Source organism: Pseudidiomarina marina (assembly GCF_003987045.1).
GTDB lineage: Bacteria > Pseudomonadota > Gammaproteobacteria > Enterobacterales > Alteromonadaceae > Pseudidiomarina > Pseudidiomarina marina.
Genome location: NZ_PIPZ01000002.1, coordinates 102,542 through 128,763 on the forward strand (window position 1 = coordinate 102,542; position 26,222 = coordinate 128,763).

The 26,222-nt window shown below is 48.7% G+C and carries 22 protein-coding genes; 6 read left to right on the forward strand and 16 right to left on the reverse strand.

Annotation, left to right across the window (positions count from 1 at the left end; genetic code table 11):
• Positions 1 to 20: 20 nt before the first annotated feature.
• The 7 genes from cgtA to mdh form a co-directional block, all read right to left on the reverse strand.
• Positions 21 to 1,184 (reverse strand): Obg family GTPase CgtA, encoded by a 1,164-nt coding sequence (gene cgtA / locus CWI76_RS06130; RefSeq protein ID WP_126759483.1) that lies wholly within the window; start codon positions 1,182 to 1,184, stop codon positions 21 to 23.
• Between the two features lie 162 nt (positions 1,185 to 1,346).
• The gene (rpmA, locus tag CWI76_RS06135; RefSeq protein ID WP_055439238.1) at positions 1,347 to 1,604 is read right to left on the reverse strand and encodes a 50S ribosomal protein L27; all 258 of its coding nucleotides are present in this window, start codon (positions 1,602 to 1,604) and stop codon (positions 1,347 to 1,349) included.
• Between the two features lie 18 nt (positions 1,605 to 1,622).
• Positions 1,623 to 1,934 (reverse strand): 50S ribosomal protein L21, encoded by a 312-nt coding sequence (rplU, locus tag CWI76_RS06140; protein ID WP_055439239.1) that lies wholly within the window; start codon positions 1,932 to 1,934, stop codon positions 1,623 to 1,625.
• A 233-nt stretch (positions 1,935 to 2,167) separates the two neighbouring features.
• On the reverse strand, positions 2,168 to 3,139 hold the full coding sequence (ispB, locus tag CWI76_RS06145) for an octaprenyl diphosphate synthase (protein WP_126759484.1): 972 nt from the start codon (positions 3,137 to 3,139) through the stop codon (positions 2,168 to 2,170).
• A 111-nt stretch (positions 3,140 to 3,250) separates the two neighbouring features.
• The gene (locus tag CWI76_RS06150) at positions 3,251 to 5,857 is read right to left on the reverse strand and encodes a TonB-dependent receptor plug domain-containing protein (RefSeq protein ID WP_126759485.1); all 2,607 of its coding nucleotides are present in this window, start codon (positions 5,855 to 5,857) and stop codon (positions 3,251 to 3,253) included.
• A 148-nt stretch (positions 5,858 to 6,005) separates the two neighbouring features.
• Positions 6,006 to 6,470: a rhombosortase gene (rrtA, locus tag CWI76_RS06155; protein WP_157980810.1), complete on the reverse strand. Its 465-nt coding sequence runs from the start codon at positions 6,468 to 6,470 to the stop codon at positions 6,006 to 6,008.
• 103 nt (positions 6,471 to 6,573) lie between these two features.
• On the reverse strand, positions 6,574 to 7,506 hold the full coding sequence (mdh, locus tag CWI76_RS06160; protein WP_126759487.1) for a malate dehydrogenase: 933 nt from the start codon (positions 7,504 to 7,506) through the stop codon (positions 6,574 to 6,576).
• A gap of 189 nt (positions 7,507 to 7,695) precedes the next feature.
• On the opposite strand from mdh, the gene argR reads away from it, so the two are divergent.
• Positions 7,696 to 8,166, forward strand: a complete 471-nt coding sequence (gene argR / locus CWI76_RS06165; protein ID WP_126759488.1) for a transcriptional regulator ArgR — start codon at positions 7,696 to 7,698, stop codon at positions 8,164 to 8,166.
• Positions 8,167 to 8,276: 110 nt separating this feature from the next.
• Here the strand turns inward: argR and CWI76_RS06170 are convergent, their stop codons facing one another.
• Positions 8,277 to 9,185, reverse strand: a complete 909-nt coding sequence (locus tag CWI76_RS06170; RefSeq protein ID WP_126759489.1) for a Dyp-type peroxidase — start codon at positions 9,183 to 9,185, stop codon at positions 8,277 to 8,279.
• Positions 9,186 to 9,409: 224 nt separating this feature from the next.
• On the opposite strand from CWI76_RS06170, the gene CWI76_RS06175 reads away from it, so the two are divergent.
• The gene (locus CWI76_RS06175) at positions 9,410 to 11,239 is read left to right on the forward strand and encodes a DUF885 domain-containing protein (protein WP_126759490.1); all 1,830 of its coding nucleotides are present in this window, start codon (positions 9,410 to 9,412) and stop codon (positions 11,237 to 11,239) included.
• 91 nt (positions 11,240 to 11,330) lie between these two features.
• On the opposite strand, the gene CWI76_RS06180 is transcribed toward CWI76_RS06175, so the two are convergent.
• From CWI76_RS06180 to acnB, 7 genes are all read right to left on the reverse strand, one after another.
• On the reverse strand, positions 11,331 to 12,626 hold the full coding sequence (locus CWI76_RS06180; protein WP_157980811.1) for a S41 family peptidase: 1,296 nt from the start codon (positions 12,624 to 12,626) through the stop codon (positions 11,331 to 11,333).
• 44 nt (positions 12,627 to 12,670) lie between these two features.
• Positions 12,671 to 13,552, reverse strand: a complete 882-nt coding sequence (locus tag CWI76_RS06185) for a hypothetical protein (protein ID WP_126759492.1) — start codon at positions 13,550 to 13,552, stop codon at positions 12,671 to 12,673.
• A 1-nt stretch (position 13,553) separates the two neighbouring features.
• On the reverse strand, positions 13,554 to 14,027 hold the full coding sequence (locus CWI76_RS06190) for a putative periplasmic lipoprotein (protein WP_126759493.1): 474 nt from the start codon (positions 14,025 to 14,027) through the stop codon (positions 13,554 to 13,556).
• 20 nt (positions 14,028 to 14,047) lie between these two features.
• The gene (locus tag CWI76_RS06195; RefSeq protein ID WP_126759494.1) at positions 14,048 to 15,280 is read right to left on the reverse strand and encodes a COG3014 family protein; all 1,233 of its coding nucleotides are present in this window, start codon (positions 15,278 to 15,280) and stop codon (positions 14,048 to 14,050) included.
• Positions 15,237 to 15,869, reverse strand: coding sequence for a penicillin-binding protein activator LpoB (locus tag CWI76_RS06200; protein WP_198678578.1), 633 nt, complete (start codon positions 15,867 to 15,869; stop codon positions 15,237 to 15,239). The genes CWI76_RS06195 and CWI76_RS06200 overlap by 44 nt, the downstream gene beginning before the upstream one ends.
• A 34-nt stretch (positions 15,870 to 15,903) precedes the next feature.
• Positions 15,904 to 16,431: a hypothetical protein gene (locus CWI76_RS06205; RefSeq protein WP_126759495.1), complete on the reverse strand. Its 528-nt coding sequence runs from the start codon at positions 16,429 to 16,431 to the stop codon at positions 15,904 to 15,906.
• Positions 16,432 to 16,712: 281 nt separating this feature from the next.
• A complete protein-coding gene (gene acnB, locus CWI76_RS06210) occupies positions 16,713 to 19,301 on the reverse strand; it encodes a bifunctional aconitate hydratase 2/2-methylisocitrate dehydratase (protein ID WP_126759496.1) in 2,589 nt (862 codons plus the stop codon).
• 356 nt (positions 19,302 to 19,657) lie between these two features.
• On the opposite strand from acnB, the gene CWI76_RS06215 reads away from it, so the two are divergent.
• Positions 19,658 to 19,981: a hypothetical protein gene (locus CWI76_RS06215; RefSeq protein ID WP_126759497.1), complete on the forward strand. Its 324-nt coding sequence runs from the start codon at positions 19,658 to 19,660 to the stop codon at positions 19,979 to 19,981.
• Between the two features lie 157 nt (positions 19,982 to 20,138).
• Here CWI76_RS06215 and CWI76_RS06220 read toward each other — a convergent pair whose 3' ends face one another.
• A complete protein-coding gene (locus tag CWI76_RS06220; RefSeq protein ID WP_126759498.1) occupies positions 20,139 to 21,011 on the reverse strand; it encodes a LysR family transcriptional regulator in 873 nt (290 codons plus the stop codon).
• Between the two features lie 263 nt (positions 21,012 to 21,274).
• On the opposite strand from CWI76_RS06220, the gene CWI76_RS06225 reads away from it, so the two are divergent.
• Genes CWI76_RS06225 through CWI76_RS06235 form a run of 3 tightly spaced genes read left to right on the forward strand, consistent with a single transcriptional unit; the run spans position 21,275 to position 26,186 of the window.
• Positions 21,275 to 22,366 carry an efflux RND transporter periplasmic adaptor subunit gene (locus tag CWI76_RS06225; RefSeq protein WP_126759499.1) on the forward strand — a complete coding sequence of 364 codons (1,092 nt, stop codon included), beginning with the start codon at positions 21,275 to 21,277 and terminating at the stop codon, positions 22,364 to 22,366.
• The gene (locus CWI76_RS06230) at positions 22,366 to 25,437 is read left to right on the forward strand and encodes an efflux RND transporter permease subunit (RefSeq protein ID WP_126759911.1); all 3,072 of its coding nucleotides are present in this window, start codon (positions 22,366 to 22,368) and stop codon (positions 25,435 to 25,437) included. Before CWI76_RS06225 ends, CWI76_RS06230 begins: the two co-directional genes overlap by 1 nt.
• Positions 25,434 to 26,186, forward strand: coding sequence for a 3',5'-cyclic-nucleotide phosphodiesterase (locus CWI76_RS06235; RefSeq protein ID WP_126759500.1), 753 nt, complete (start codon positions 25,434 to 25,436; stop codon positions 26,184 to 26,186). The genes CWI76_RS06230 and CWI76_RS06235 overlap by 4 nt, the downstream gene beginning before the upstream one ends.
• Positions 26,187 to 26,222 lie beyond the last annotated feature (36 nt).

Below are 26,222 nucleotides of genomic sequence, written 5' to 3' on the forward strand. Positions count from 1 at the left end.
AGCTAATATCGTATTTGCTGTTATTTCTGGTAGATCACTTCCACGTCGTAATCATCGTCGTCGAAGTCATCATCATCTTCGTCTTCGAACGCTTCCAGCTGCTGCTTGTGATAATCATCCCACTTAAACTCGACGCTTGCCTTCGCTTCGGCTTCCATTTCTTCTGGCGTTTGCTTCGGCAAAGTCTCTAAATAGGCGATGATTTCTTTACACAACGCATCGGTACCGATATTCGATAAGCCGGAGATTTGGTAAACCGGGCCATCCCAATCAAGTGCCGCTTTAACGCGTTCGATGCCTTCAGCGATTTGCTCTTCGCTTAGCAAATCCACTTTATTTACCACTAACCAGCGCGGTTTAGCAGCAAGTTCTGGGCTGTATTTTTCAAGCTCATGAACAATTTTGACTGCTTGTTCTGCTGGGTCAGTGTCATCATACGGTGCTAAATCAACAAGATGCAACAATAAACGGCAACGCTCAAGGTGTTTCAAGAAGCGAATACCCAAGCCCGCACCTTCTGCTGCGCCTTCAATAAGTCCTGGAATGTCGGCAATAACGAATGTGGCGTGTGGTACAGGGCGTACAACACCTAAATTAGGGACCAACGTAGTAAACGGATAGTCGGCTACTTTCGGTTTCGCTGCCGATACGGAACGAATGAACGTTGATTTACCGGCATTCGGCATGCCTAGCAAGCCAACATCAGCCAGCAACATCAGTTCAAGCTTTAATGTGCGAATTTCACCTGGAGTACCCATGGTTTTCTGACGCGGTGCACGGTTGGTTGAGCTTTTGAAGCGGGCGTTACCCAAACCGTGGAAACCACCTTTGGCCACCATGCGACGCAAGCCGTGACGCGTTAAATCGCCCAGCACTTCACCGGTTTCTTGATCCGTGGCGCGCGTACCCACAGGTACTTTCAAGACTAAGTCTGCACCACGTTTACCGGTGCAGTTTTTGCCATGGCCATTTTCACCGCGTTGAGCGCGGTGGAAACGTTCAAAACGATAATCGATAAGCGTGTTTAGGTTTTCATCGGCTTCTAGATAAACGTCGCCGCCATCACCACCGTCACCGCCATCGGGACCGCCTTTGGGGATATATTTTTCACGTCGAAAACTGACTACGCCGTTGCCGCCGTCGCCTGCTTCTACGCGAATTTCGACTTCATCTACAAACTTCATGATATTACCTACCTGCTTACATGAAAAAACCCCGCCACTCCGGACGGGGTTTCAATACTTCATTGTTAGCCGTAGCTCTTGCTGCGGCGAGATTCAACACCGCGGATGCGGCGAGATTCACCGTAGCTGCGCTACGTCCCGGCGTAGAACGCCGGGCTACTATTATTCAGTTACGATGCTAACGTATTTGCGGTTTTTAGGACCTTTCTCCGCAAAAGAAACTTTGCCGTCCGCTAATGCGAACAAAGTGTGGTCACGACCGATACCGACGTTATCACCAGCGTGGAATTTAGTACCACGTTGACGAACGATGATGCTACCAGCTAATACTGACTCACCACCGAAGCGCTTAACACCCAGACGTTTACTTTCTGAGTCACGACCGTTACGAGTTGAACCTGCGGCTTTTTTGTGTGCCATGTGTCGTTACTCCTTCAATTAACCGTTAATACCAGTGATTTTCACTTCGGTGAACCACTGACGATGACCTTGACGTTTCATGTGGTGCTTACGACGACGGAACTTGATAATGTTCACTTTGTCTGCACGACCATGGTTGATAACTTCCGCCTTGATAGATCCACCAGAAACAAAAGGTGCGCCGATTTTCACGTCGTCACCGTTCGATAGCATTAACACTTGATCGAACTCAACCACATCACCAGTGGCCGCTTCCAGTTTTTCCAGGCGGACGATTTGGCCTTCAGTTACACGGTGTTGCTTACCGCCACTTTGGAATACTGCGTACATGTCTTTCTCCGATTTCCCCCGAGGGGTCTTTATTTGAATTAAATTCAGGGCGCGAATTGTACATAAACTCACTGCGTGAGTAAAGAGCGTTATTCGTTATTCGTTATTCGTTATTCGAAACACCAAAAACGAAAAACCAAAGTCGCCACCACGAGGAGAGAGCAAATACGTCTGCGAATTCTCCAGCGAACCAAACTCACGAATAACGAGTAACGAATAACGAGTAACGGTTTTTAAGCGATGCGGTCGACGGCGATGGCGGCGAGCGCGTGCAACGCCTCGCGATATGGCGACGCAGGCAAATGCACCAACTGCTGCTGTGCCAACTCGGCTTCTTTTAACGCCCGATTACGCGTGTACTCAAGTGCGCCAGTGCGCTGCATTGCCGCAAGCACCTGTTGCAATTGGTCGCGCCCATCACCTTGTTCGATCGCGAGACGAATCATAGCCGCTTCTTCATCGTTGCCGTGCCACATGGCATACAACAATGGCAGTGTTGGCTTCCCTTCGGCTAGGTCATCGCCAGCTTGCTTACCCATGGTTTCGCTATCGGCGGTGTAATCGAGTAAATCGTCAACCAACTGAAACGCAGTGCCTAGATGACGACCATAAGCCGCTAGCGCATCTTCTACTTGCTGTGGCTGCTGAGCCAGCACTGCGCCGAGTTGTGTGGCCGCTTCAAACAGCTTACCAGTTTTGCCATAAATAACGTCAAAATAGCTCGCTTCAGTGGTGTCTGGATCATTGCAGTTCATTAACTGCAAAACTTCACCCTCTGAAATAATATTGGTGGCGTCGGCAAGTATCTTCATCACCTTCATGGAATCTAACGTCACCATCAACTGAAACGCACGGGTATATAGAAAATCGCCGACTAGCACGCTCGCTTCGTTACCGAATACTGCGTTAGCGGTTTCTTTACCACGACGTAATTCTGATGCATCAACAACATCATCATGCAACAACGTAGCGGTGTGAATAAACTCAATGATGGTCGCGAGGGTTAAATGCCCCTGCCCTTCATAATTTACGGCACGTGCGGCGGTTACAGCGAGTAGCGGCCGTAGACGTTTGCCGCCACTGTTCACAATATACAGACCCAATTGATTGATTAGAGCGACATCCGACTGAAGTTCAGCACCAATCAGCTGGTTTACTCCCGTCATGTCGTCGGCCATCAAGGCGTTGATTTCTGATAACTTCATAGCTTCAGTGTGACTGTTAAATTAAGCCAAAGATTGTACACGAATTTCGCTGAAGGGCACAGAAAAAAGGCAGGCGCTCGGCCTGCCTTGGTGTTTTTCTATCGCAACATGTTAGAACTTGTATTGCGCGCGAAGGTAGTAGTAGCCGCCGTTGACACCCATCGGTGAGGTTGGTGGATACAACGAACCAACAACTGCACTTGCGAACGGGTTCTCATCAGGGCGGTTATCGAATACGTTCTTACCGCCTATCGCTGCCGTAAAGCTTTCGCTAAAGTCATAGCTAAACTCAACATCGACCGTTGTTTCAGCGCCAGGGAAGATATCCAAACCACCGCCCGCGTCAACATGGTCTTCATAGTATTTACCGTAGTAATTAACACGAGCTAGCGTACGCATCGCATCGAACCGGTAGTTTGCTGTGAAGGTTGCACGGTGAGCCGGTAGGTTATCCTCTAACATCTGCACTTTGGCAAGGTTAATGTTGTCTGGATTGAATGAATCAACGGTCGTATCAGTCCAGTTATATGCCAGGGTGTATTTCATATCACCTTCCCAGAGGTCATGCCCGTAGTTGGCGACAACATCGATACCTTGGGTGGTGGTGTCAAAGTCATTGGTGAAATACACAACACTGCTATAACTTGCTGCATCGCGAACACCCTGCTCAATGAGTGCGTCACGATCTTCTTGGGTTAATGGAATGGCCGATGTACGGCTTAGACGGTCGGTCACTTCAATGTTGAAATAGTCGACAGTTAAATAGAGACCATTCTCAAATTCACCGACAAGACCCAAGCTGTAAGCAACTGATTCTTCTGGCTCTAGTGGTCTACCGCCTTTTAACGCCGCAATTGGGTTCGTCGGTGGCAGCAGTGCTTGATCTTGCAAGGCATCGCCGACAAACGCAGTTGTCACGTTGATGACATTACTTTGTCCAACTGTTGGCGCTTTAAAACCGGTGCTAACAGCACCACGAAGTGCCCAATCGGCGGTTAATTGCCAGCGCGCCGAAAGTTTGCCGTTAGACGTTGAACCAAAGTCGCTAAAATCTTCAAGGCGAATGGCAGCACCCACCATGAAATCTTCCGTCAAATAGGTTTCAACGTCGGCATACCAGGCCCAGTTACCTCGGCTCCACTCGCCGGCAGCTTCAGGCTTGATACCCGGGAAGCCATTTGAGCCAATACCAAAGCCTTGCTCAGTTAATGGACCTACGGCAAATGATGCTGGATCGCCGGTTTCCTGCTTGAACGTTTCGCGACGATACTCAATACCGGTTGCGAAATTCACGAGGTCGTAAAAGCTGTCAAATTGGAAGCCTTTACTGAAGTCGAGGTTAAAGTTCTTCTCGAGCTGACTTGCTGCGCCAGGGCTAAAATCAAACGGCGTATCTGGGCCAAGTGATGGGTTCACAGTATTGAAAAGTAAATACTCAACCCGTGAATAACCAACGCCAACAGAAACATCATACGCCCAATCGCTTGCTAAATAGCCGTTCGTTCCGGCAACAAACGATGCATCAGTCACGATACCACCGAAGCGCGGCGTAAAACCGCCTGGGAATAGTTCGTTAAAGGCAAAACAGTTCGCGCCGAGCGGTGTGCTGTTATCTGCAATTAATTGATATTCTGGAGAGTCCAGTACATTATCGCCCACTGGCACTTCAGGACATGATAGCCCTTGCCCTACACCATCAAGATCAGCCACTAGCAGCAATTGTTCATCTTGATCGTTAAAACCGCCAAAGAATACGCCATCTCGATCATGAGGGTGGCGATAGTAAAAGCCGCCTTCAATTTCACGTTCAGCGTAGTTGGCAAATAGATAGGCTTCTTTATTGCCGCCTAAATCAAGACCAAAGTTACCCAGCGCCTTGAAATCATATTTGATTTCTGGCGTTCCCCATATTTGCGCTGGGTCGGCAACAAACGTGTTACCCGCCTCAATTAACGCAGCCGCGTCATCACGTTGAACCGAGCGACTGGTCGCATCGGCTTCACGATATTCGACGCTGAGATTCGCGAACCCTCGCTCACTTAACGGCAACCCAATATTACCGCTAATCTGTATAGTGTCACCGTCGCCTTCGGCAGTAGTACCGTAGCGAGCTTCAAGCGTTCCCCCTTCCGATGCATCATTGAGGACAAAGTTGATCACCCCAGCTATTGCATCTGAGCCATATTGCGCAGCAGCGCCATCACGAAGTACTTCGATTTGTCGCAACGCTGACGCTGGAATATTGGATATATCTGGTCCTTGAGCGCCATCAGATAAGCCACCGCCAAGAAAGGTGATAACCGCACTGCGGTGACGACGCTTACCATTAACGAGCACCAAGGTGTGGTCTGATGCCAAACCGCGAAGGTTGGCTGGGCGAACTAACGTCGATGCATCATTGATGGGCTGGTCGTTCACGTTGAATGACGGTACTACCGTACTCACCATGTTCATCATATCGGTGGAGCCTTGGTCTCGTAACTCATCAGCGCCAACAATATCGAGCGGCACAGCGGAATCACCAACTGACCGTGGCGCTGAACGTGTACCCACAACCGCAATACGTTCATCGGCTTGGGTATCTGGCTCAACGCTATCAGCACCGGCTTCTTGTGCGAATGATGTGGTAGATAAACTTGCTAAAATTGCACATGCGACAAGAGTTGGTCGAATACCATGTACAGATGGGACTACTTTTTCAATGACAGGTTTTGTCATAAATTTCTCCCCGATTATTCTTGTTGTTTTGTGTTGTTGTGCAAAAGCGCATAGCACTAAAGTACTAGTCGCTGTATTAAATATCGCCAATTGCTTGAATAATACAAGGAGGTTTTTTGATCAAATACCGAGTAATTTATAACATATGCTATAAATCGGACTGCTGTTTGGCGGTTTTTCGGGTAAAAAATACCATCGCAATGCCAGCCGCAGCGCCGCCTATATGTGCAAACACTGCAACAACATCTCCGTACTCAGGTTGGTCTAAATCGAGAATTATTTTGATTATTAATGCAACGAATATAAGGCCGCCAATCCAGTTTTTATTCAAAGCATCTTTAAGGGCTGCGTAGGCAAATAGCCCGTACAGTGTGCCGGAAAAACCGGCGTAGACTTCATAGGTTGGTGCGCCGATAAGTTCGACGATGCTACTGCTGAGTAATATTGGTAAAGCGACAACCCAATTCTGCGGCTTTTTCAATTGCTCGGGAAACAACAGCCAAGCTATCCAAACCCCAGCAATATTGAACCATAAGTGCGGTGCGTCATGATGCATTAATTGGCTGGTGATGAGTTGCCACCAAGCGCCATCCATAACTCGTGGATAACGCATGAGTAGATGATCATGCCAAGGAGTAAGAAAATAAAAGATACAAAAAAGCAGAGCGCTTATCACTAGGGGTGGTAAGACGCTCTGCTTTGGCATTGTGATTCGCTTATTTAACGAAATCTAAGCCGATTTGAATGTCGTTTTTCAGACCATCCAGCATGTCAGCTTTGGCTTTTTCTTCGTAAGCGCTTAGCTTACCGTATGGCAGAATTTCTTCCACGCCGTTCGCGCCAAGGCGCACTGGATGAGCAAAGAACAATGCGTCTTTACCGTCAGTTTCAACATAAGTGCATTCAACAACGCTGTTGTCGCCTTGCAATGCTTTCACTAATGATAAGCAGAAGCGTGCTGCTGCTTGACCCATTGATAGGGTTGCCGAGCCGCCGCCAGCTTTCGCCTCAACAACTTCAGTACCAGCGTTCTGAATACGCTTAGTCAGCGCTTCAATTTGTTCGTCAGTGAAGCTTAAGCCAGATTGTGACAACAATGGCAAAATAGTTGTGCCGCTGTGACCACCGATAACCGGAACCGATACTTCAGCTGGGTTCTTGCCGTGCACTTCAGCAACGAAAGTTTCCGCGCGAATCACGTCTAGGGTGGTTACACCAAACAGTTTGTTCTTGTTGTAAACGCCTTTTTTCTCAAGAACTTTCTTCGCGATAGCAACCGTTGTGTTCACTGGGTTGGTGATGATACCGATGCATGCATTTGGGCAGTTGTCCGCAATTGCTTCAACCAAGTTTGCAACAATACCAGCGTTGATGTTGAACAAGTCTGAACGATCCATCCCCGGCTTGCGCGGCACGCCAGCTGGAATTAATACGATGTCACTACCAACTAATGCTGATGCTAAGTCGTCTTTGCCATAGCCTTTGACAGAAACAGCGGTTGGAATGTGGCTGAGATCAACAGCAACACCAGGAACAACAGGCGCTACGTCATACAGCGCTAGCTCAGAACCAACCGGTAATTGGGTTTTCAAAAGTAATGATAGTGCTTGGCCGATACCGCCAGCTGCACCTAAAACTGCAACTTTCATCTCAGACTCCATCCAGTTATTTGGGGAAATTTTAGGCCGAAAACTCTACTCCTTTTACGCCGAAATTACAACCAAAGACGCTGGTATAGGCACTGTGAAATAGTTGCGTTACTCTTGCGTAAATTAGGCGCAAGTATATGATGAACGATTAATTTGACCGTTATCTCGACTAAATAATTGAGCAATATCATGCCAACAAAAAAAACCGAAGACATGATCGAAGCCTTTAAGGCGTTACTAAAAGAAGAACGCTACGGTTCTCAAGGTGAGATTGTCGATGCCTTGAAAGAACAGGGTTTTGCGAACATTAGCCAATCAAAAGTATCGCGTCTATTGAGCAAGTACGGTGCCGTTCGTACGCGCAACGCGCGCCAAGAAATGGTGTACTGTTTACCCGCTGAACTCGGTATTCCAAGCACCCGAGCGCCATTAACTCAGCTTGTTTTGGATATACAGCACAATGATGTCATGGTAATCATTCGCACTACCCCCGGCGCAGCGCAACTCATTGCTCGCTTGCTTGATTCGGTTGGCAAAAAAGAGGGAGTGCTTGGCACGATTGCTGGCGATGATACGATTTTTATTGCGCCGTTGAAGGTGTCGGAAATTGACTTCACCCTGCAGAACGTAAAAAAACTCTTTGAGCAGCAGCAACCGTAGCCCGGCGTTTCACGCCGGGACGAGCGTAGCGAGGTTAATCTCGCCCTTTCGATATCAACTTTAAATTCAGCATTAACAGCGCTGCGCGCTACCCGGCGTAGAACGCCGGGCTACCTTTTCAGAAACTCGATTGAGGGGGCGAAATAGGCCGCATTCGCTGTCGCTTCAATATAGTCAAGCAACGGATCATATTCCCCCTGCTCGTCCGCAATGTAACGATTCTTGAGCCATTGCACCACATGTTGTGGTTTGCCGGAAAAGTACATGGCCAATTGCCCTTGTTCACGTAGATTGCCCCACGGCATGTTCTGACGTAATAGTTCCAGTGGTTGCTCGTTGGCATCGAGCAAGCGCGCTTTTTGGGTGTGGGTAACCATGCTCAGTACAGCCTCGCTGATACGTTCACCCGTCACTTTCTTTCGGCCCATGACATGTTCTTGAATTTCAGTACTTAATTGCTCCCAGCGCCGCAAGTCGTAGCGGAACTTTTGGGTAAACACATAGCTACCGCCTTTAAATAAGGCGTCGTCGGAAACCACCGCCACTTCACGTCGACGCATACCACGCGGATTGTCAGGCGCATCAATAAAACCAAGCAAATCACGACCATCCATAAAGCGAAATGTATTGCTCTGCTCTACCAACTCAACATCGTGGCCGAGCCATTCCATTAAAGTTCGAGCTGCTTGAAAGTTAACATCGAAGCGGTCGGAGCGAATACATAATAGTAGGTCGGCGGACTCTCGTGGCGTGTGTCTATCACCATCACTTAAATCGGGAAAGCTGGTTAATTGCAGTGGCCGAACATCGGGATATAAAACATCCCAATAATCACTGCCTACTGCAATAAAACCATTGAGCATGGACTCTGAGAAGCGCAAGTCAAGATCATCGAGTAGTTGCGGGACTCGCGCTAATTTGCGGCGCATATAGTCGGCATCGTCGGTCATCACATTTAATAAAAGTGTGATGCCGTGTAAGTTTGGTTCTGCGTAAATGCCCGTCTGCGCGTTGTTCATAGATTCCTCATTGGCCACTATTTAGAGCGTTTCCTCGCCGAAACTGCCGCATCAATCGCAATGCTCTTGTGGTAAAGGTTTGGCTGTGCCATAGATCGGTTTAAATGGATTATTGATTTTTACCATAAATTGACACGTTTGTTGATGCTAGTTGATACAAAAGTCTAGCAAATTCATGTCATATTAAAACGTTATAACTCATTGAGCCAACTGCCGGAGATATCATGCGTTCAGAATTCACAGCTGCGTCACGAAAAAAGCAACTTTTTAAGGCCACCGTTCTAGCCACTTCATTCACGCTATTGCTTGGCGGTTGCGCTGCAACCCAGGAAACACAACCTGACACAAGCACGAAGCAAGTGGTTGAGAGTGCAGATAGCCGCTATGAAGCGCTAGCCGATGGAATTTATGACAAGCTACAAGCGCAGAATCCGTGGCAAAGCAATGAGTTACCAGATATGTCAGCAGAAGCTATTAAGCAGCGTGCTGATGAACAGAAAGTATGGTTAGCACAACTTGAGCAGGTGGACGTGAATGAGCTATCACGTCAGAACCAAATCAATCACCGCATGCTTACCTATCGTTTGCAGAACGATATCGATGGCTATACCTTCAATGAGCACTATATGCCACTGAATGCCGAAGGCGGCTTTCATAGCAATTTAGGGTTTATGGTGCGCAATGCAAGTTTCCGTAGTTTTGAAGACTATGAGAACTACTTACAGCGTTTACGTTCTATCCCACGTTATATGTCGCAACAAACGGATTGGTTAAAAGCTGCGCTGGAAGAAGGCTACACGCAGCCAAAAGCTGCCATGCAGGGGTTTGAAGAGAGTATTGCTGCATTCATTGTACAATCGCCACAAGATAGCTTGTTCTATCAACCGTTTCAGGCCAACAAACCGGTTTTTGTCAGCGCAGAGCAATGGCAGGAGTTACAACAGCAGGCCGCCAATGTCATTGATGGTTTAGTGCTTCCTGCTTACCAAGACTATTTTGATTTTATGGTGATGGAGTACTTGCCGAACAGTCGCGACAGCGTTGGTGCAAGCGAGTTACCTAATGGCAGTGAGTATTATCAAAACCGTATTAAGCACTACACCACGTTAGATTTAACACCAGAAGAAATTCACCAACGCGGCCTCGCCGAAGTTGAACGTATTCGTAATGAAATGGCGGTGGTGATCGAGAAAACTGGTTATAAAGGAAGTTTCGAAGATTTCACGAACTTCTTGCGTACTGACCCACAGTTTTATCCAGAAACCGCTGAAGAGTTACTCAAAGAAGCGTCGTATATTTCGAAGAAAGCCGACGGCGAGTTGCCGAAGTTCTTTAAGCTGTTACCACGCCAGCCATACGGTGTGGCACCAGTGCCTGCGGAAATTGCACCGAAGTACACCACTGGCCGCTATGCCGGCAGTAATCGTAGTGATCGCGCTGGTTTTTATTGGGTGAATACTTATGCGTTAGATCGCCGCCCACTGTATCAACTGGAAGCGTTAACCTTGCACGAAGCGGTGCCAGGACATCACTTACAAGGCGCGTTAGCGCGCGAAATGGATGACTTACCAGACTACCGTCGCTACACCTATATCTCGGCATTCGGCGAAGGCTGGGGCTTGTATTCAGAGTGGCTGGGTAAAGAGATGGGCTTCTATCAAGACCCATACAGCGATTTTGGTCGTTTGAGCTACGAAATGTGGCGCGCGGCGCGCTTGGTGGTCGATACCGGTATGCACGCGATGGGTTGGACACGTGAAGAAGCAATGGACTTTATGGCTTCCAACACAGCGCTGAGCTTGCATAATGTGAAAACTGAAATTGACCGTTACATCACTTGGCCTGGCCAAGCGCTGTCGTATAAACTCGGCGAAATGCTCATCCGTCAATTACGCACCGAAGCTGAAACCGCACTCGGCGCCGACTTCGACATTCGCGAGTTCCATGACGTGGTACTGCGTAATGGCAGCATTCCACTCGACATCCTCGAGCAAGAAATCCGCAACTGGATTGATGAAGGCGTAGCCCGGCGTTCCACGCCGGGTGGCGCGTAGCGCCGTTAATATATGGGGTTCCATGAGAGCCAACACTGAAGTACCCCCAAGCAATCACGGTGCTGCGCACCACCCGGCGTGAAACGCCGGGCTACTTCGCCGGAAACAAGATTTCGACGGCGAGTGTTTCATCCGGTGTTAACCCAACACCTTCGGGTAGCTCTGTACCGCGCCCATCAACCACCTCGGCGGGCGCGTACATCGACAACCCAACCACCCAACCATTGGGTAAACTTTTTACTGTGGTCGGGGCAAACGCACCGCGGGTATTTTGTCCTCGCAATAAAAAGCCTCTTAGCCGCAGAGCCTGTGCAAGGTGTTCTGCGGCACTGGCTGTCACTTCAGTCACTAACACCGTGCCACGCTGATGCAATGCCTCCAAATACGGCGGCCGTTGTTCATAAACTGCTTGCCCTCGAATGGTGGTTAAAGGCTCATCACGACTCACTAAGCTATTCGCTAGCTGGCTCGCCAATAATAAGCTGCCACCTTCATTAAATCGCAAATCAATCAGTAGCTTAGGTTTTTCTCCGGTTGACTGCGCGGTAAGCTTTAAGTCGCTCTCGATAGTACGCAGTGCACGTTGTAAACAGCGTTGCCCCGCTTCACTGTAGGCCGCATCCTCACTGTATAAATGCAGACGCTGCACACCCAAGTAATACTCTCCGGTGCTTAACAACCCCCACCACAATGCTTCATTACATCCGTGGCTAAGGCGACTTTGCCGCAACTCACTTAATAAATTTTGCCGAGAGCGTTTACGCTGAGATTCGCCCACTTCAAAATCACTGACTCGTTGGTATCGTTGAATATCATTAGCAAGAACAAACGCATGCTCATCACCACTATCTTCTAGAACTTCGCTCACCAGCTGAAATAAAGCGAGCTTTTTATCCAGCGACTCAAGTTGCTCTGCCTTGTCGAGTAACTCGGCTTCATAGCGCCAGCGCACCATAGCTGATTGAGAGAGACCGTGCTGAAATTGTGATAATACTTCGGACAACGTTGTAATGACTTGCGCAGCTGACTGCTTCGGGGATTGTAAGCAGTGACTTGGTAAAAATGGCTCACGTGTGAAAATTACCGGTAAACCGTCCGATAGCCGTTGCAACACCAACGTGCGTTCACCTGCGCCAACCCATGTGTGTTGCCCAGGGTTTTGGGCACTTGAGAACACGCGAGGAAGCAGCCCTGCGTTGGCTGCCCAACAATTATTGGGCGTCCATTGATAATGCGTGACAACAGGATCATCAACAACAAGATAACTCTGGTAATGACTCGACCAATAAACACCGTCACTGAGTGTCAGCGACGGTGCCTTAGAAGACGAGCTACAAGCGGAAAGTATTCCACAGAAGAGTATAAGAATCCATTTGGGTGCACTCAAAGCACAGGTACTCCTCGACATTGTCTGTGCCCTTGAGCGTAGCGCTACAAATAGCGGTCGTAAAGCATTTGTATTGTTGCTTGAGCAGCAAGTTCACCTTGTTCTGCCCACAATTCGAGCTCTTCCTCAATCACCTCATAGCCGCCAGGCTGCGCCGTTACACCTGCCACTTGCCGTGGACGTTGGAGGTTGTAGCCGCCTGCACCTGCGCGATATTCCATTAACCCCTGGGGAATGGCAACACGATCATCTGCTAATAATGTGGCATCTTCCAAAGAGGTCATGGTGATTTGATATCCAATTGGCTCAAAATTAAGCTTGTTCTCGCGATACGGCATCACCTCTAATAATAGATTGGTGTGCTTGCGCAACATATCCATCTCGAGGCGTTGGTTATCATCTTGTGGGTTCCGTTTCGATTCGGCACGAATTTCAGAATCTAATAATCGCATGGCGACCGCGCGATTTACCAAGCGCACTCCGTACTGCATGAGCGTACTTTGATAACCACGTTGATACTCGTCCCATTGGGCGCCAGTGAGCATGCCCGAGCGACGAGGACTATCGTAATTACGTTGTTCGACGCCCACTTGAACGCTCTGCGATTCAGGCACAAAAGTTCCTTCGGTTCCGGTTGCTTGGGCATTCACACTTACCCGACGTTGCATATGCCAGTCTGAAACCATGTCACTAAATGGTTCACCAACCAACATGACGAGTTTCGGACGCCCAGCTTTTTCGTAGGCCGCTTTGAATGTAGTCTGATCAACGGTGATAAGGCTCACTTGCTGCTGTTCGGCAGTGCGGGCACGATCAAAATAACTGTCGTTCAGCATCGGTTGAGCAGGTGTATCTTGCCCATGAGCAAGGCTGCTACCCAACAAGGTGGCAGCCGCACAGAGTGTAAAAACATGCACGGCTTTCATATTATCGACCTTCTCGTAGCTCAACCAAGAAATACTCGGCCCGATCGTTCAATGAGGTTTCTTTGTAAATCGCTGTTCCGTTCGCTGGAACATAAACCCTACGCCACATTGATTCGTCCATTAATGGTGTTTGATTCGCATCAAAAAACAGCGCTTTACCTTCAATTTGAAGATCATAATCGGTGCGGTTCCGAATCATCGTCCAAACTTCAAGCTGACCTGTTGCGGTATTACTCATACCGCTGCGATCGAGCGTCACTTTGACGGTGTCACGGACTTTTTCACCGGTGAGCGTCTTGGTGATATCGGTGCGATTGAGATTGTGATCAATAAACACAATTGTATTCAATTCATTGGTGGTTGTGCGTTGCACCGGATGTGAGCCACTGTAGCCATTTTGTGTGCTTCCGCACCCAGCTAGAGTTAACGCTAAACCAGCAGCAACCGCGCTTGCCATAACTAACGTACGTTTCATGTTTGGGTTCCTTATTGTTCTTATCGAGCCCGTGAACTATGCCAAATCACATGGTTTCCTTGCGGATCTTGGTAGTGTCGAAACACACCCGACTTCAAGTTAACTGGATTGCCATCAATATCTGTATAGGAGGCCTGCCACTGCGACACGTCTGCCACGTTCGCGCGCATGGTTGAGGTATGCACGGTATCAGGTAAACGCGACCAATAACGGGTATCTGCTCGCGGCTTTACATTCGCTGATAATGCCATACTGGCCACACCAATCAGTGCTAAGGTATTGCCAACTTGGCCACTGCTACCACCAAGTGCAGGTGAAAACACGCGTGCTGTTACGCCAAGTTGTGCTAAATCTCGACCCAAATCAGCGGTCGTGTTAGCGAAAGCTGCTTTGCCTTCAATAATGGCATCCACAGGCCGGCCACCTCGTGACGTCGCCTGCCAATAAACGCTCTCAACAGGAGCTAGTTCAAATTGGTCAGCACCGGTATTCAACATCACATGCTTTTCAGTAAAGTTTTTGCCGGGGCGGAAAACCAGTTCGTAATGGCCCATGCCATCCGCTAACTTGCGTGGTGAGAAGCCGGTTTCAGCGAGGATAAGAACATTGTCTTCGGCAGCTGGAATTGGGAAATCAGGACGCAAAGCGCGAAGTTCATCATAGGCTTCTTCAGCTAATACTGGGCTACCCATTTTTTGTGCAGACCAGCCCGCCAAAAGCATCATCACCGCAAAGTCACTCCGGTTTTGTTCTTCTTCAGCAAACGCATCTTGCATTAAACCACTAACAAAACTGGCTCGCGCGTTATCGTATTCACCATCAATAAGATAAATCACACCGCGGTAGTAATACGCCATCGCACGTTCATAAGGTTCGCCTTTAAAATCCTTGCGCCCTTCTTCGTGCCACATACTACGGGCTTGCGTTGCCGCTTCGTTATCGGCATAAACCGTTTCAATGGTTTCCAACGCCGCATCGAAGTTTTCTCGCGCTAAATCTATATCGCCACGATAAAAAGCTGCGGTGCCAATCTCCATGCGATTTAAAACTTCGTTGCGCTTCCCTTCCTCAAATAGCTTACGATAAAGCGGTTGTAAGTAAGCCGGTTTATCAGCAACCGCATCTTGCTCTTGCGCGTTCAGTGCTAATGGCTGGTATTGCGCCGGCCCGGTGCTCGTGCACCCCGCTAACGCAATGATCAACGCTGCACTAGCGATAGATAACGTCGTCTTGTGCAGATTTTTGGAATTCATACATGCCACTCCAGACATAGGTTCCGAGTTCAAGGTCAACTAATTCAAAGGTGATTTGATGATACCGAGAACGTTCTTGGCTACGTGTGTCCATGGCATCAAGCGACATGATGCGACCCACTAAACGGAAATCAGCGCCAGCTGTAGCTTGAGTGGTACGAATAGTGCCACCGTCAACAACGCCCATGCGCTTCAGTTCACGCTCTTTCTCAACCATATCGGCATACTCGCGACCGACGAAAACTAAACGGCCATTTGAGGCTCGGTTTAAGTTGATGCGCAAGCGGTCAGTAAGCATGTTTTTATTGATACGTGATGAGCTTTCGTTGGTAAAGTACTGGCTATCAATAATGATTCGCGGTGCGACTTCGCGGCTGACAAGCTGAGGATTACTGAGCATGTCGCGCATCATTTGGTCGGTGACGGCCATGATGTCTTGCGATTCAACACCAACGCCCTGAACTTTGCCAGGTGAGCGTGCGTCTTCATATACAGTTGCGCGGCCAGCGCTATTATCGATGGTTGTGCTAGAGCAGCCAGCAAGCACCATCGTGCTTGCCAACGCCGCTGTCATGACAAAATATTTCATAACAAATGCCTTTTTCTAGATGACTAGGATGTGATTAAAAACCGGCTTGTGCTGACGCTTGATAAAGCGCTTGGGTATACACGGTTTTCATCTCTGGATAGATTGACATTGCTGACTCGAGAGCATCTTGATAATGCGGATGCGCTGAGTGCGTCACGTACATCCATACAGACAGTTCATAGAGACTATTGAATGAAATATCGGAAGTGCCACGAATGACTTCTTCGCCACCAGCCATTTCTAATGCAATTTCACGACCGACAGAGTTACCGATTTCTTGACCAATCCAACCACCAATGAACGGAATGTTTTCGGCAAGTTTCTGGCCTGCATAAGCGCCTGCCATACCACCAATTGCAGCACCCATTTCTGCGTTGCGGGCGTTGTTGACCCACTCGGCTAAAACGCCGTCAGAGGTATAAGGGCTCATGTATTCGCCACTGTTATCTTGAATGGCTGGCGGTGCGGTTAATTGGTAAGGCTGAGCGAGTTGAGGGCCCATCGCGCAAGCGCTTAAAAATAGGGCGGTACATGCCACGAGGGCGAGTTTGATGTTATTCATTGGAGCTCTCCGTGAGCTGAAATTATTGTTGTTGTTTTACATCTGATCGCTGAGCAAACAGCTAACGTTAAGATTATGCAAAGATTGAGTTATGGCAAGAGAAATTTATAACTTTTGTTTAAGGGGTTGAAATTTTTGAGAAAAAAAAGGAGCTCGGGGAGAGCTCCTTTTGACAACTATAACGGCGACACCGTGGAAGCCCCGGCCAACGCGGAAGCCTCGGCTAACGCGGAAGCCCGAATATTAACGGCGCTTCGCGCCACCCGGCGTGAAACGCCGGGCTACGCTACGTTAATGGTTGGGATGATGTTGGCTTTGGCGGCGGCTTCTGCCTCGCGGAAAGCATCCATCTGATCGAAGTTCAAGTACTTGTAAACTTCGCCAGCCATGGCGTTAATGTCTTGTGCGTATTCCATGTACTCAGCAGGCGTTGGCAATTTACCTAAGATAGCGCCCACCGCAGCTAATTCAGCTGAAGTTAAGTACACGTTGGCACCGTCACCTAAGCGGTTCGGGAAGTTACGCGTTGAAGTTGACAACACAGTTGCGCCTGGCTCAACACGTGCTTGGTTACCCATACACAGTGAACAACCTGGCATTTCAGTGCGTACACCGTTGTTCGCGTAGATGTTGTAGTAACCTTCTTCACGTAACTGCGCTTCGTCCATTTTAGTTGGCGGAGCAATCCACAAGCGCGTATTCAACTCTTGAGTGTTCTTCTCAAGCAGTTTACCTGCCGCGCGGAAGTGACCAATGTTGGTCATACATGAACCGATGAATACTTCGTCAACTTTGTCGCCAGCAACTTCGCTCAAGAATTTCGCGTCGTCCGGGTCGTTCGGGCAACATACGATTGGCTCTTTAATATCCGCCAAATCGATTTCGATGACCGCAGTGTACTCAGCGTCAGCATCGGCGCGCATTAATTGCGGATTCGCTAACCATTCTTCCATTTTACGTGCGCGACGCTCAAGGGTACGTGAATCACCGTAGCCCTCGTTGATCATCCAACGCAACATAGTGATGTTCGAACGCAAGTACTCAGCAACTGACTCTTCTGACAAGTTGATGGTACAACCTGCTGCTGAACGCTCTGCTGAGGCGTCTGATAATTCGAATGCTTGCTCAACCGTTAAGTGATCTAAGCCTTCAATCTCTAGGATGCGGCCCGAGAAGATGTTCTTTTTACCGCGTTTCTCAACGGTCAATAAACCTTCTTTGATCGCGAACGCAGGAATTGCGTGTACCAAGTCACGTAAGGTAATACCTGGCTGCATTTCACCTTTGAAACGCACCAATACTGATTCTGGCATATCTAACGGCATGACACCGGTGGCCGCCGCGAATGCAACCAAGCCTGAACCCGCCGGGAATGAAATACCTAATGGGAAACGGGTGTGTGAGTCACCACCAGTGCCAACGGTGTCTGGCAACAACATACGGTTCAACCAGCTGTGAATGATACCGTCGCCTGGACGCAAGCTAACACCACCACGATTCATGATGAAGTCAGGTAAGGTATGCTGGGTTTCAATATCCACTGGCTTCGGATAAGCGGCAGTGTGACAGAATGACTGCATGGTCAAATCAGCAGTAAAGCCTAAACATGCCAAGTCTTTCAATTCGTCACGGGTCATAGGGCCGGTAGTATCTTGTGAACCGACCGTTGTCATTTTCGGTTCGCAATAGGTACCAGGACGCACGCCTTCCATACCACAAGCTTTACCAACCATCTTCTGCGCTAAGGTATAACCTTTGCCAGTATCTGCTGGTTGCTCAGGCTTCAAGAACAGATCAGATGGACCCATACCTAAAGATTCGCGTGCTTTTTCAGTCAAACCGCGACCGATGATCAGGTTAATACGACCGCCAGCACGAACTTCATCAAGAATCACGCGTGATGCATAGTCGTACTCAGCAATAACTTCGCCTGCTTCGTTTTCGATTTTGCCGGCATATGGGTAAATGGTAATCACATCACCCATGTTCATTTTTTCAACGTCAGCTTCAAACACCAACGCACCTGCGTCTTTCATGGTGTTGAAGAAAATTGGTGCAACTTTGCCACCAATGCAGATACCGCCAGCACGCTTGTTTGGTGTGCCTGGCATGTCTTCGCCGATAAACCAAAGTACTGAGTTTGTCGCTGATTTACGTGATGAACCGGTACCAACAACGTCGCCAACGAACGCTACCGGGTGACCTTTTTGCTTCAGCTCTTCAATTTGTTTGGCGGCATCAGTCACGCCTTCGCGAGGCATTTTGTACATGGCTTTGGCGTGCAGAGGAATATCTGGACGCGACCATGCATCTGGAGCTGGTGACAAATCATCGGTATTGGTTTCGCCAGTTACTTTAAATACGGTCGCTTTAATGGCTTCTGGCATTTCGTCACGGCTGGTGAACCACTCGGCATCAGCCCATGATTCAATGACTTCTTTCGCCAACGCATTGCCGTTTTTCATTTTCTCTTCCACATCATGGAAGGCATCAAACATCAATAACGTGTGCTTCAATTCTGCCGCAGCTAGCTCGCCTAATTCTGCGTCATCTAACAGCTCTACTAACGTGACGATGTTATAACCGCCATGCATATTACCAAGCAATGATACCGCAGCATCTTTGCTGATCACTGGGCTGTTCGCTTCGCCTTTTACGATGGCTGACAAGAAGCCAGCTTTGACGTAGGCCGCTTCGTCAACGCCAGGAGGAACGCGCTCAGAAATGAGCTCAACCAAGAAATCTTCTTCACCGGCTGGTGGGTTCTTCAATAATTCTACTAAATCAGCAACTTGCTCTGCTGTCAGTGGTTTTGGCGGAATGCCTTCTGCGGCCCGCTCTTCGACATGCTTACGATATTCTTGCAGCACTGGGTACCCCTTTTGCTGTTGCGGTTTAAAAGTGCGCGGAATTATACGAGGTTTTGTGGCTGAATTAAATTCATAAGAGGATATATGCATCAATCTTTGCGATAAAAGCTGTGAATGGAGAGCAAAAGCGTTATTCGTTGTTCGTTATTCGTTATTCGTGCGTTCACTACGTTCACTGTTCGTCCGCGCTTCGCGCTGTTCGTAGTAAAACATCGAACAGTGAGGCATAGCCGAACGGACGAACAGCGCAGCGCACGAACAACGAATAACCAGTAACGATTATTTACACTTCTGACATAAACCTTTCACAGTTTTCTACTATCTTAATACATGACATCTCTGTGGGGGGATTCGTCATGAAAACATCCATTTTCAAAGGTCTTTTTTTAGCTGCAGCACTAACTTCTGCAGCGCCAGTTGCGGCTGAGTCATCTGAATCGGTTGAGCCCGCTGATATGCAAATATATCGCTTTGTTTATTCCGCCGAACGCGCTGTCGGAAGCTGGGATCATAGTGTTGACGTTGCACGAAATGACATTCGCAACGAAACCGTAAGTGATATTAAAAGCGAATCTCTATTGAGTTTGCAAAACAGCGGTACGGAGCTTCGAGCACAGTTCGGTTACGCTATTTATATTCCAGATCCAAAGCCGCGTTTAATCTGGAAGAAACTCGTTTAACTTCGTTATTCGTTTTTCGTTAATCGTTATTGGTTACTCGTGAATTTGGCTCGCTCGATAGCTCTGATTCAAGTTTGCTCGTTTTTCTGTGCGCTAGTCTTTGTGTTTCGTGTTTAGCTTTTTCGAATAACGAATAACGAATAACGAACAACGCTCTTCAGAAGTAATCCCAAATGATTTGTGCGGCGGGACCAGCTATTCGCTCGGCTGAGCGCACCAAATGCACCTCTAAGTGAACTTGATTGATGAAGTCAGGAATGTCGATGCGGACCAGATCACCACGCGCCAGTTCATCGACAATAATATCGCCAGGCACAATGCCCCACCCCATTCCGGCAACCAGAAGCTCTCGCTGTGCAATTGAGTCGTTTACGCGTATTCGTTGTTGACCCGGCATACGAATCATTCTATCGAGGTTAATGCCAACGTCTTGGTTCTGTGGCATGAGCATCGGAATATCGAGTAAATCTCGGCGTTGTTTGGGCAAACCATGTTTAGCCGCTAGGCTGGGCGACATTGCGACTAAAAGCTCAAAAGGCCGCACCAGTTTAGTTTCAAAATCACCATGTTGACGAAACACCGGTAGCCACGGGGTAAGCGCCAAATCGGCTTCACCTTCGCGCACAGCGCGTAACGACCGTAACTGAGCTTCGCCGTTTAGCAATAAGTCAGTGGCCGGATAACGCTCCTGCACGGCTCGCATCGCTTTAAATAAGCTCGCCGGAGCGCAAGTGTGATCATATGTTATGCGCAGTAGCGGTTCGGCACCTTCGCGCAATTGTTGCGTTAAACTTTGCAGGCGCTGCTGTTGCCTCAGAACTTCTCTCGCCTGGCGCAAAAACTGCTCACCAAAAGCGGTTAGCTTCAATCGATAACCGTCTCGGTCAAACAGCGGAAATCCCGCCTCGTCCTCAAGCTTTTTAAGTGCCATACTGACAGCGGCTTGCGTTCGGTGCAATTGCTCAGCAGCCCCTTGCAAGGTACCGGTTTCACTTAGTGCATTGAGCATTTGTAGCTGCTGTATTTTCATAAGAGGCAATCTTATTAAGTTTATCTGAATATGTAGTCAAGATTAATTCAATATAAATTAATATGAGAATGGCTACAATGCGTTAATCGTTATTGGTTATTCGTTAGTCGTTATTCAAAAAAGCAACAACACGAAACACAAAAAATAGCACACGCAGAAGTGAGCTAATTCGTATTTAATTTATCGAGCGAGCCAGTCCAACGAATAACCAATAACGAATAACGAGTAACGAATAACGAGCAACGTGTCACCAAGGAGAGTTTATGCGTATTCAGGCTTTACTACTGACCGGCCTTGCCGCCTTAGTTGCCAACCTCGTTGGCTGCAGTGATGCCGCTGAAACTGCAGTACGTGAGGAAATTGTGCAGCCGGTGAAACTATATACGGTGAATTTTTCTGATGACCAACGTTTACGGCAATTTCCTGCGGTGGTTGAGGCTGCGCAGGTGGCGCAATTGGCGTTTCGAGTTGGTGGTGAAATTACTGAGTTTCCGGTCAAAGCCGGTAACGAGGTGAAGCAAGGTGATTTAATTGCCAAGCTCGACCCCACCGATTACCAACTGGTGTTGGATCAAGCACAGGCGCGGTTTGAGTTGGCGCAGGCCCAATTTCGCCGTACTGAGAACTTGGTGGAGCAAGGCGTTATTTCACCGCAACAGTTTGATGAAGTGAAATCGAATTTAGAGGTTGCACGGGCAAACCTTGAGACGGCGCGAGCGAACGTGCGATACACCGAGTTACGGGCGCCATTCGCTGGCACGATAGCGCATGTCTTCGTGGAACGCTATGAAACGGTGCAACCGCAACGAGCGATAGCAACATTGCAGGTGAACAATGCAATTGATGTCAGTATTCGCGTCCCTGAGGGACTGTTCGCCCGCGTTCAACGCAATACAAACTATCAACCCGATGTGATTTTCGCGGCAGCGCCCGAGCAACAGTTTAAAGCAACGCTGAAAGAGTGGGATACCACCGCGGATCCTGCCACCAACACCTACAAGGTGGTGTTTACCCTACCAACGCCAGAGAACTTAAACGTTTTGCCAGGTATGTCGGCAATGGTTGCGGTTGACGCGCAGGCGGTTTCTCAGCAACGCGATGCCGCACTGATTGTTCCCGCCTCGGCGTTGTTCTCGCCAAGCACTCAGGCTCCTGAACAAGGCCATTTTGTTTGGGTTTACGATGCCGAAAGTCAACGTGTTAGTCAGCGTGAGGTGAAACTACGTGCGCTGACAAATCGCGGTGCTGAAATCATTGAAGGGCTGGTGCCCGGTGAGCAGATTGTTATTGCGGGCGTGCATGCCATTTCTGACAACCAACGCGTGCGGCCTTGGGTGAAGGAGCGTGGTCTGTGATAAATATTGCTCGCTTCAGTATGAAGCGCAGCACCACCAGTTGGATGCTGTTGCTAATTCTGTTTCTCGGTGGTTTGGTTGCTCTGCAAAATATTGGGCGATTAGAAGATCCTGAGTTTACCTTAAAACAAGCAGTGGTAATTACTCAGTACCCAGGCGCCACTGCGCAGCAGGTAGAAGAAGAAGTCACCTATCGGCTTGAAAATGCCATTCAAGAGCTGAGCTACGTTGACCATATTACCTCGGTATCGCAGCCGGGCTTAAGCCAAATCATGATTGAAATGCACAGTACGCTGCGCAAACATCAAATGCCGCAGGTGTGGGATGAATTGCGTCGCAAGGTGAATGATTCGCGCAAAACATTGCCGCCAGGTAGTGGCGAGCCGATGGTAAAAGATGACTTTGCCGATGTATACGGAATGACCTTTGCCATTAGCGGTGACGGTTATAGTTATCAAGATATTGCTGACTACACCGACTATTTGCGCCGTGAACTGGTGCTAGTGAAAGGTGTTGGCAAGGTCATGGTGGCAGGCAAGCAGAACGAGCAGGTGATTGTTGAAGTGTCGCGCGAAAAACTGGCGAATTTTGGCATCCCACCGCAACAACTGGTGAATTTACTGCAAACCCAAAATGCTGTGAGTGACGCCGGCCGCGTGCAAGTTGGTCAAGAGCGAATTCGGCTACAAACCAGTGGCGAGTTTGACAGTGTGGATGAACTGGCGAACTTGATGATTAGTAATCCTGGTGCCGAGGAACGCATTTTGTTGCGTGACGTGGCGACGGTAACTCGGGATTATCAAGAAATTCCAACCCATTTAGTGCGCTATAACGGACGTGACTCGTTGTGGCTTGCGCTGTCATTTGCTGAAGAGGTGAACGTGGTAGAGGTTGGCGCGCGAGTGATGGCGAAGCTTGAAGAGCTTCGCTTTGCGCAGCCGGTTGGTATGCAGGTTGATAAAATTTATGACCAACCGTCGGAAGTTGATAACTCGGTCAACAACTTCCTGATCAATCTCGCTGAAGCCGTTGTGATTGTCGTTATTGCGCTACTGTTAACCATGGGTCTGCGCTCTGGTGTGCTGATTGGTGGGGTGCTACTGATCACGGTACTCGGTAGCTTCATCTTTATGTATTTAATGGATATTCAACTGCAGCGGGTTTCACTCGGCGCCCTAATTATTGCGTTGGGAATGTTGGTGGACAACGCGATTGTGATTGCCGAAGGTATGTTGGTTGGTGTTCGCCGTGGTTTGTCGCGCATTCAGGCAGCCAGCGACGTTGTTCAACAAAATATTTGGCCGTTGCTCGGCGCTACAGCCATAGCAGTTATTGCCTTTGCGCCCATTGGGCTTTCCCGTGATGCCAGCGGTGAGTATGCCAACTCACTGTTTTGGGTGTTGTTTATTTCGCTACTACTGAGTTGGTTCACCGCCATTACATTGACCCCATTCTTGGGCAATATTTTATTCCGCAAAGATGCGCGTGCACGCTCGGCTCGCGAGCAGCCAGAAGATGACGACCACGTTTATAATCACTGGGTATTTCGCGGTTATCGTGTCATGTTGCACCGGTTCTTGGCTTGGCGCAAAACGACCATCGCGGTGATGTTACTGTTACTTGTTGTTGCAGGGTACGGCTTCACAACCACCAAGCAATCGTTCTTCCCACCTAGCACCACGCCCATGGCGTTCATTGATTTGTGGTACCCGCAAGGCACGGATATTCGAGCCACCGCGCAGCAAGTTAAACAGCTTGAGCATTACTTAAACGAACGAGCTGAGAACGAAGGGTTAGTCTTTTCGGCGGCAACTATTGGTCAGGGAGCTCCCCGTTTTACGCTGACTTATATGGTGGAGAAATCTTATGAGAGTTATGCGCAGCTTATTTTGCGAGCTGAAAACACCGAGCAGCTCGAGCATATACTTCGCGACTTTGCAGATTATTTACGCTCTGAACAGCCCGATGTTGAATATAAAATGAAGCCGCTTGAAATGGGACCGACACAGACTGCCAAGATTGAGGCGCGTTTTAGTGGTCCAGAGCCAATTGTGCTACGTCAACTTGCGGCTCAGGCACGAGAAGTGATGGCACAAGATTCGGGTATTCGTAACCTAAGAGATAATTGGCGCCAGCGTACCAAAGTTTTGGAAACTGATTTTAATGAGGCTGCAGCGCGTCGCCTCGGCATCACCAAAGCTGATGTCGATGATGTACTGAAACGAAACTTTACAGGTCAAACGGTCGGGGTTTATCGCGATGGTACTGAACTATTACCAATTGTTGTGCGAGCACCAGCGAACGAGCGCAGTGACATAGATAATTGGCAAGAACTGCAAGTGTATAGCTCAGCCCTAGAGCAACATGTTCCATTAGGTCAGGTGGTGCGTGATGTAACGCTATTAGCTGAAGATAATTTGATTATCCGGCGCGACCGCAAGCGGACGGTGACCGTAATGGCCGACCATGACATTTTCGGCGAAGAAACCCCGGCCATGGTTCTTGCGCGCATTCGCCCTGCTATTGAAGCAATAGAATTACCGGCCGGTTATGAGCTGACTTGGGGAGGCGAATTTGAAGCCTCAAATAAAGCCACCGGCGCTATCTTCCAAGCGCTACCGCTGGCATTTTTAGTGATGTTTATTATTACCGTGCTGCTGTTTAGTTCGATTCGGCAGGCCGGCGTGTTATGGACCACCGTGCCATTAAGCGTTATTGGCGTCACCTTAGGTCTTGTTCTGACCAATCAACCGTTCGGCTTTATGGCACTACTGGGCTTCTTGAGTTTGTCGGGTATGTTGATTAAGAACGGGGTGGTATTACTCGAGCAAGTTCGCGTCGAATTACACTCCGGCAAAGAAGCGCTACAAGCCTTGGTTGATGCTTCAGTCAGTCGTGTGCGGCCGGTTACGATGACCGCAGCAACGACGATAGTTGGTATGATTCCGTTGTTGTTTGACGACTTTTTTGTCAGCATGGCGGTAGTTATAATGTTCGGCCTCGGCTTCGCCACCTTGTTAACCTTGGTGGTGGTTCCTGTTATGTATGCTTTGGTGATGCGCGTTAAATGAACATAAATGTGTTAGGTGCCAGTGGTGGCTTAGGCGGCCTCACTGGCAGTACTTGCTTGCAGGTTAATGAATCGATTTTGATTGACGCCGGTACGGGCGTCACGCAGTTACTGCTAAAACAAATGCAACAGGTGCGTCATATTTTTCTGAGCCATAGCCATAGTGACCACATCTGTTGCTTACCCATGCTACTGGGTAACTTATTTAACGTTGCCGACGCTGGCGCCCCCGTTACTGTGTATGGTTCTCATGACACGTTAGAAGCGATTCGCGAACATGTTTTTAATTGGGTGGTATGGCCGGATATGCGCGAACTACCATCAAAAGATAAGCCGCTGTTACGCCTACAAGAGATTAACGCCGGCGAACAAATTTGTATTGATGATGTGTGTATAGAATCATTTCGCACTTATCACACGGTGCCCACTTTCGGTTTTGCGATTCGCAAAGAGAATCAAACCACGGCGTTTGTGGCCGATACGGGGTATGCCGAAAGCGTAATTGAGAATATCAACGCCTTAGGTCCGCTTGATGACATCATTTTAGAATGTTCATTTCCGAATGAGCTCGAGGCCATTGCCCAACAATCCTGTCATCTCACGCCGCAGTTGTGCTTGCAGTTATTGGAAGGGCTGCAAGAGCAGCCCCGCCGCGTGTGGATTAACCACTTGAAACCCGATGTGGCTGATGCGGTGCATAAGCAACTTCGGGAGATTCAGCCACCGCAAGGGTGGCAGGTTCTGCTTTAAACGTTATTGGTTATTCGTTATTCGTGGATGGCACTT

Coding starts and splice junctions, on each gene's coding strand:
- cgtA (WP_126759483.1), bottom strand. CDS start 1,184: ATGAAGTTTGTAGATGAAGTCGAAATTCGCGTAGAAGCAGGCGACGGC.
- rpmA (WP_055439238.1), bottom strand. CDS start 1,604: ATGGCACACAAAAAAGCCGCAGGTTCAACTCGTAACGGTCGTGACTCA.
- rplU (WP_055439239.1), bottom strand. CDS start 1,934: ATGTACGCAGTATTCCAAAGTGGCGGTAAGCAACACCGTGTAACTGAA.
- ispB (WP_126759484.1), bottom strand. CDS start 3,139: ATGAAGTTATCAGAAATCAACGCCTTGATGGCCGACGACATGACGGGA.
- CWI76_RS06150 (WP_126759485.1), bottom strand. CDS start 5,857: ATGACAAAACCTGTCATTGAAAAAGTAGTCCCATCTGTACATGGTATT.
- rrtA (WP_157980810.1), bottom strand. CDS start 6,470: ATGCGTTATCCACGAGTTATGGATGGCGCTTGGTGGCAACTCATCACC.
- mdh (WP_126759487.1), bottom strand. CDS start 7,506: ATGAAAGTTGCAGTTTTAGGTGCAGCTGGCGGTATCGGCCAAGCACTA.
- argR (WP_126759488.1), top strand. CDS start 7,696: ATGCCAACAAAAAAAACCGAAGACATGATCGAAGCCTTTAAGGCGTTA.
- CWI76_RS06170 (WP_126759489.1), bottom strand. CDS start 9,185: ATGAACAACGCGCAGACGGGCATTTACGCAGAACCAAACTTACACGGC.
- CWI76_RS06175 (WP_126759490.1), top strand. CDS start 9,410: ATGCGTTCAGAATTCACAGCTGCGTCACGAAAAAAGCAACTTTTTAAG.
- CWI76_RS06185 (WP_126759492.1), bottom strand. CDS start 13,552: ATGAAAGCCGTGCATGTTTTTACACTCTGTGCGGCTGCCACCTTGTTG.
- CWI76_RS06190 (WP_126759493.1), bottom strand. CDS start 14,027: ATGAAACGTACGTTAGTTATGGCAAGCGCGGTTGCTGCTGGTTTAGCG.
- CWI76_RS06195 (WP_126759494.1), bottom strand. CDS start 15,280: ATGAATTCCAAAAATCTGCACAAGACGACGTTATCTATCGCTAGTGCA.
- CWI76_RS06200 (WP_198678578.1), bottom strand. CDS start 15,869: ATGAAATATTTTGTCATGACAGCGGCGTTGGCAAGCACGATGGTGCTT.
- CWI76_RS06205 (WP_126759495.1), bottom strand. CDS start 16,431: ATGAATAACATCAAACTCGCCCTCGTGGCATGTACCGCCCTATTTTTA.
- CWI76_RS06215 (WP_126759497.1), top strand. CDS start 19,658: ATGAAAACATCCATTTTCAAAGGTCTTTTTTTAGCTGCAGCACTAACT.
- CWI76_RS06220 (WP_126759498.1), bottom strand. CDS start 21,011: ATGAAAATACAGCAGCTACAAATGCTCAATGCACTAAGTGAAACCGGT.
- CWI76_RS06225 (WP_126759499.1), top strand. CDS start 21,275: ATGCGTATTCAGGCTTTACTACTGACCGGCCTTGCCGCCTTAGTTGCC.
- CWI76_RS06235 (WP_126759500.1), top strand. CDS start 25,434: ATGAACATAAATGTGTTAGGTGCCAGTGGTGGCTTAGGCGGCCTCACT.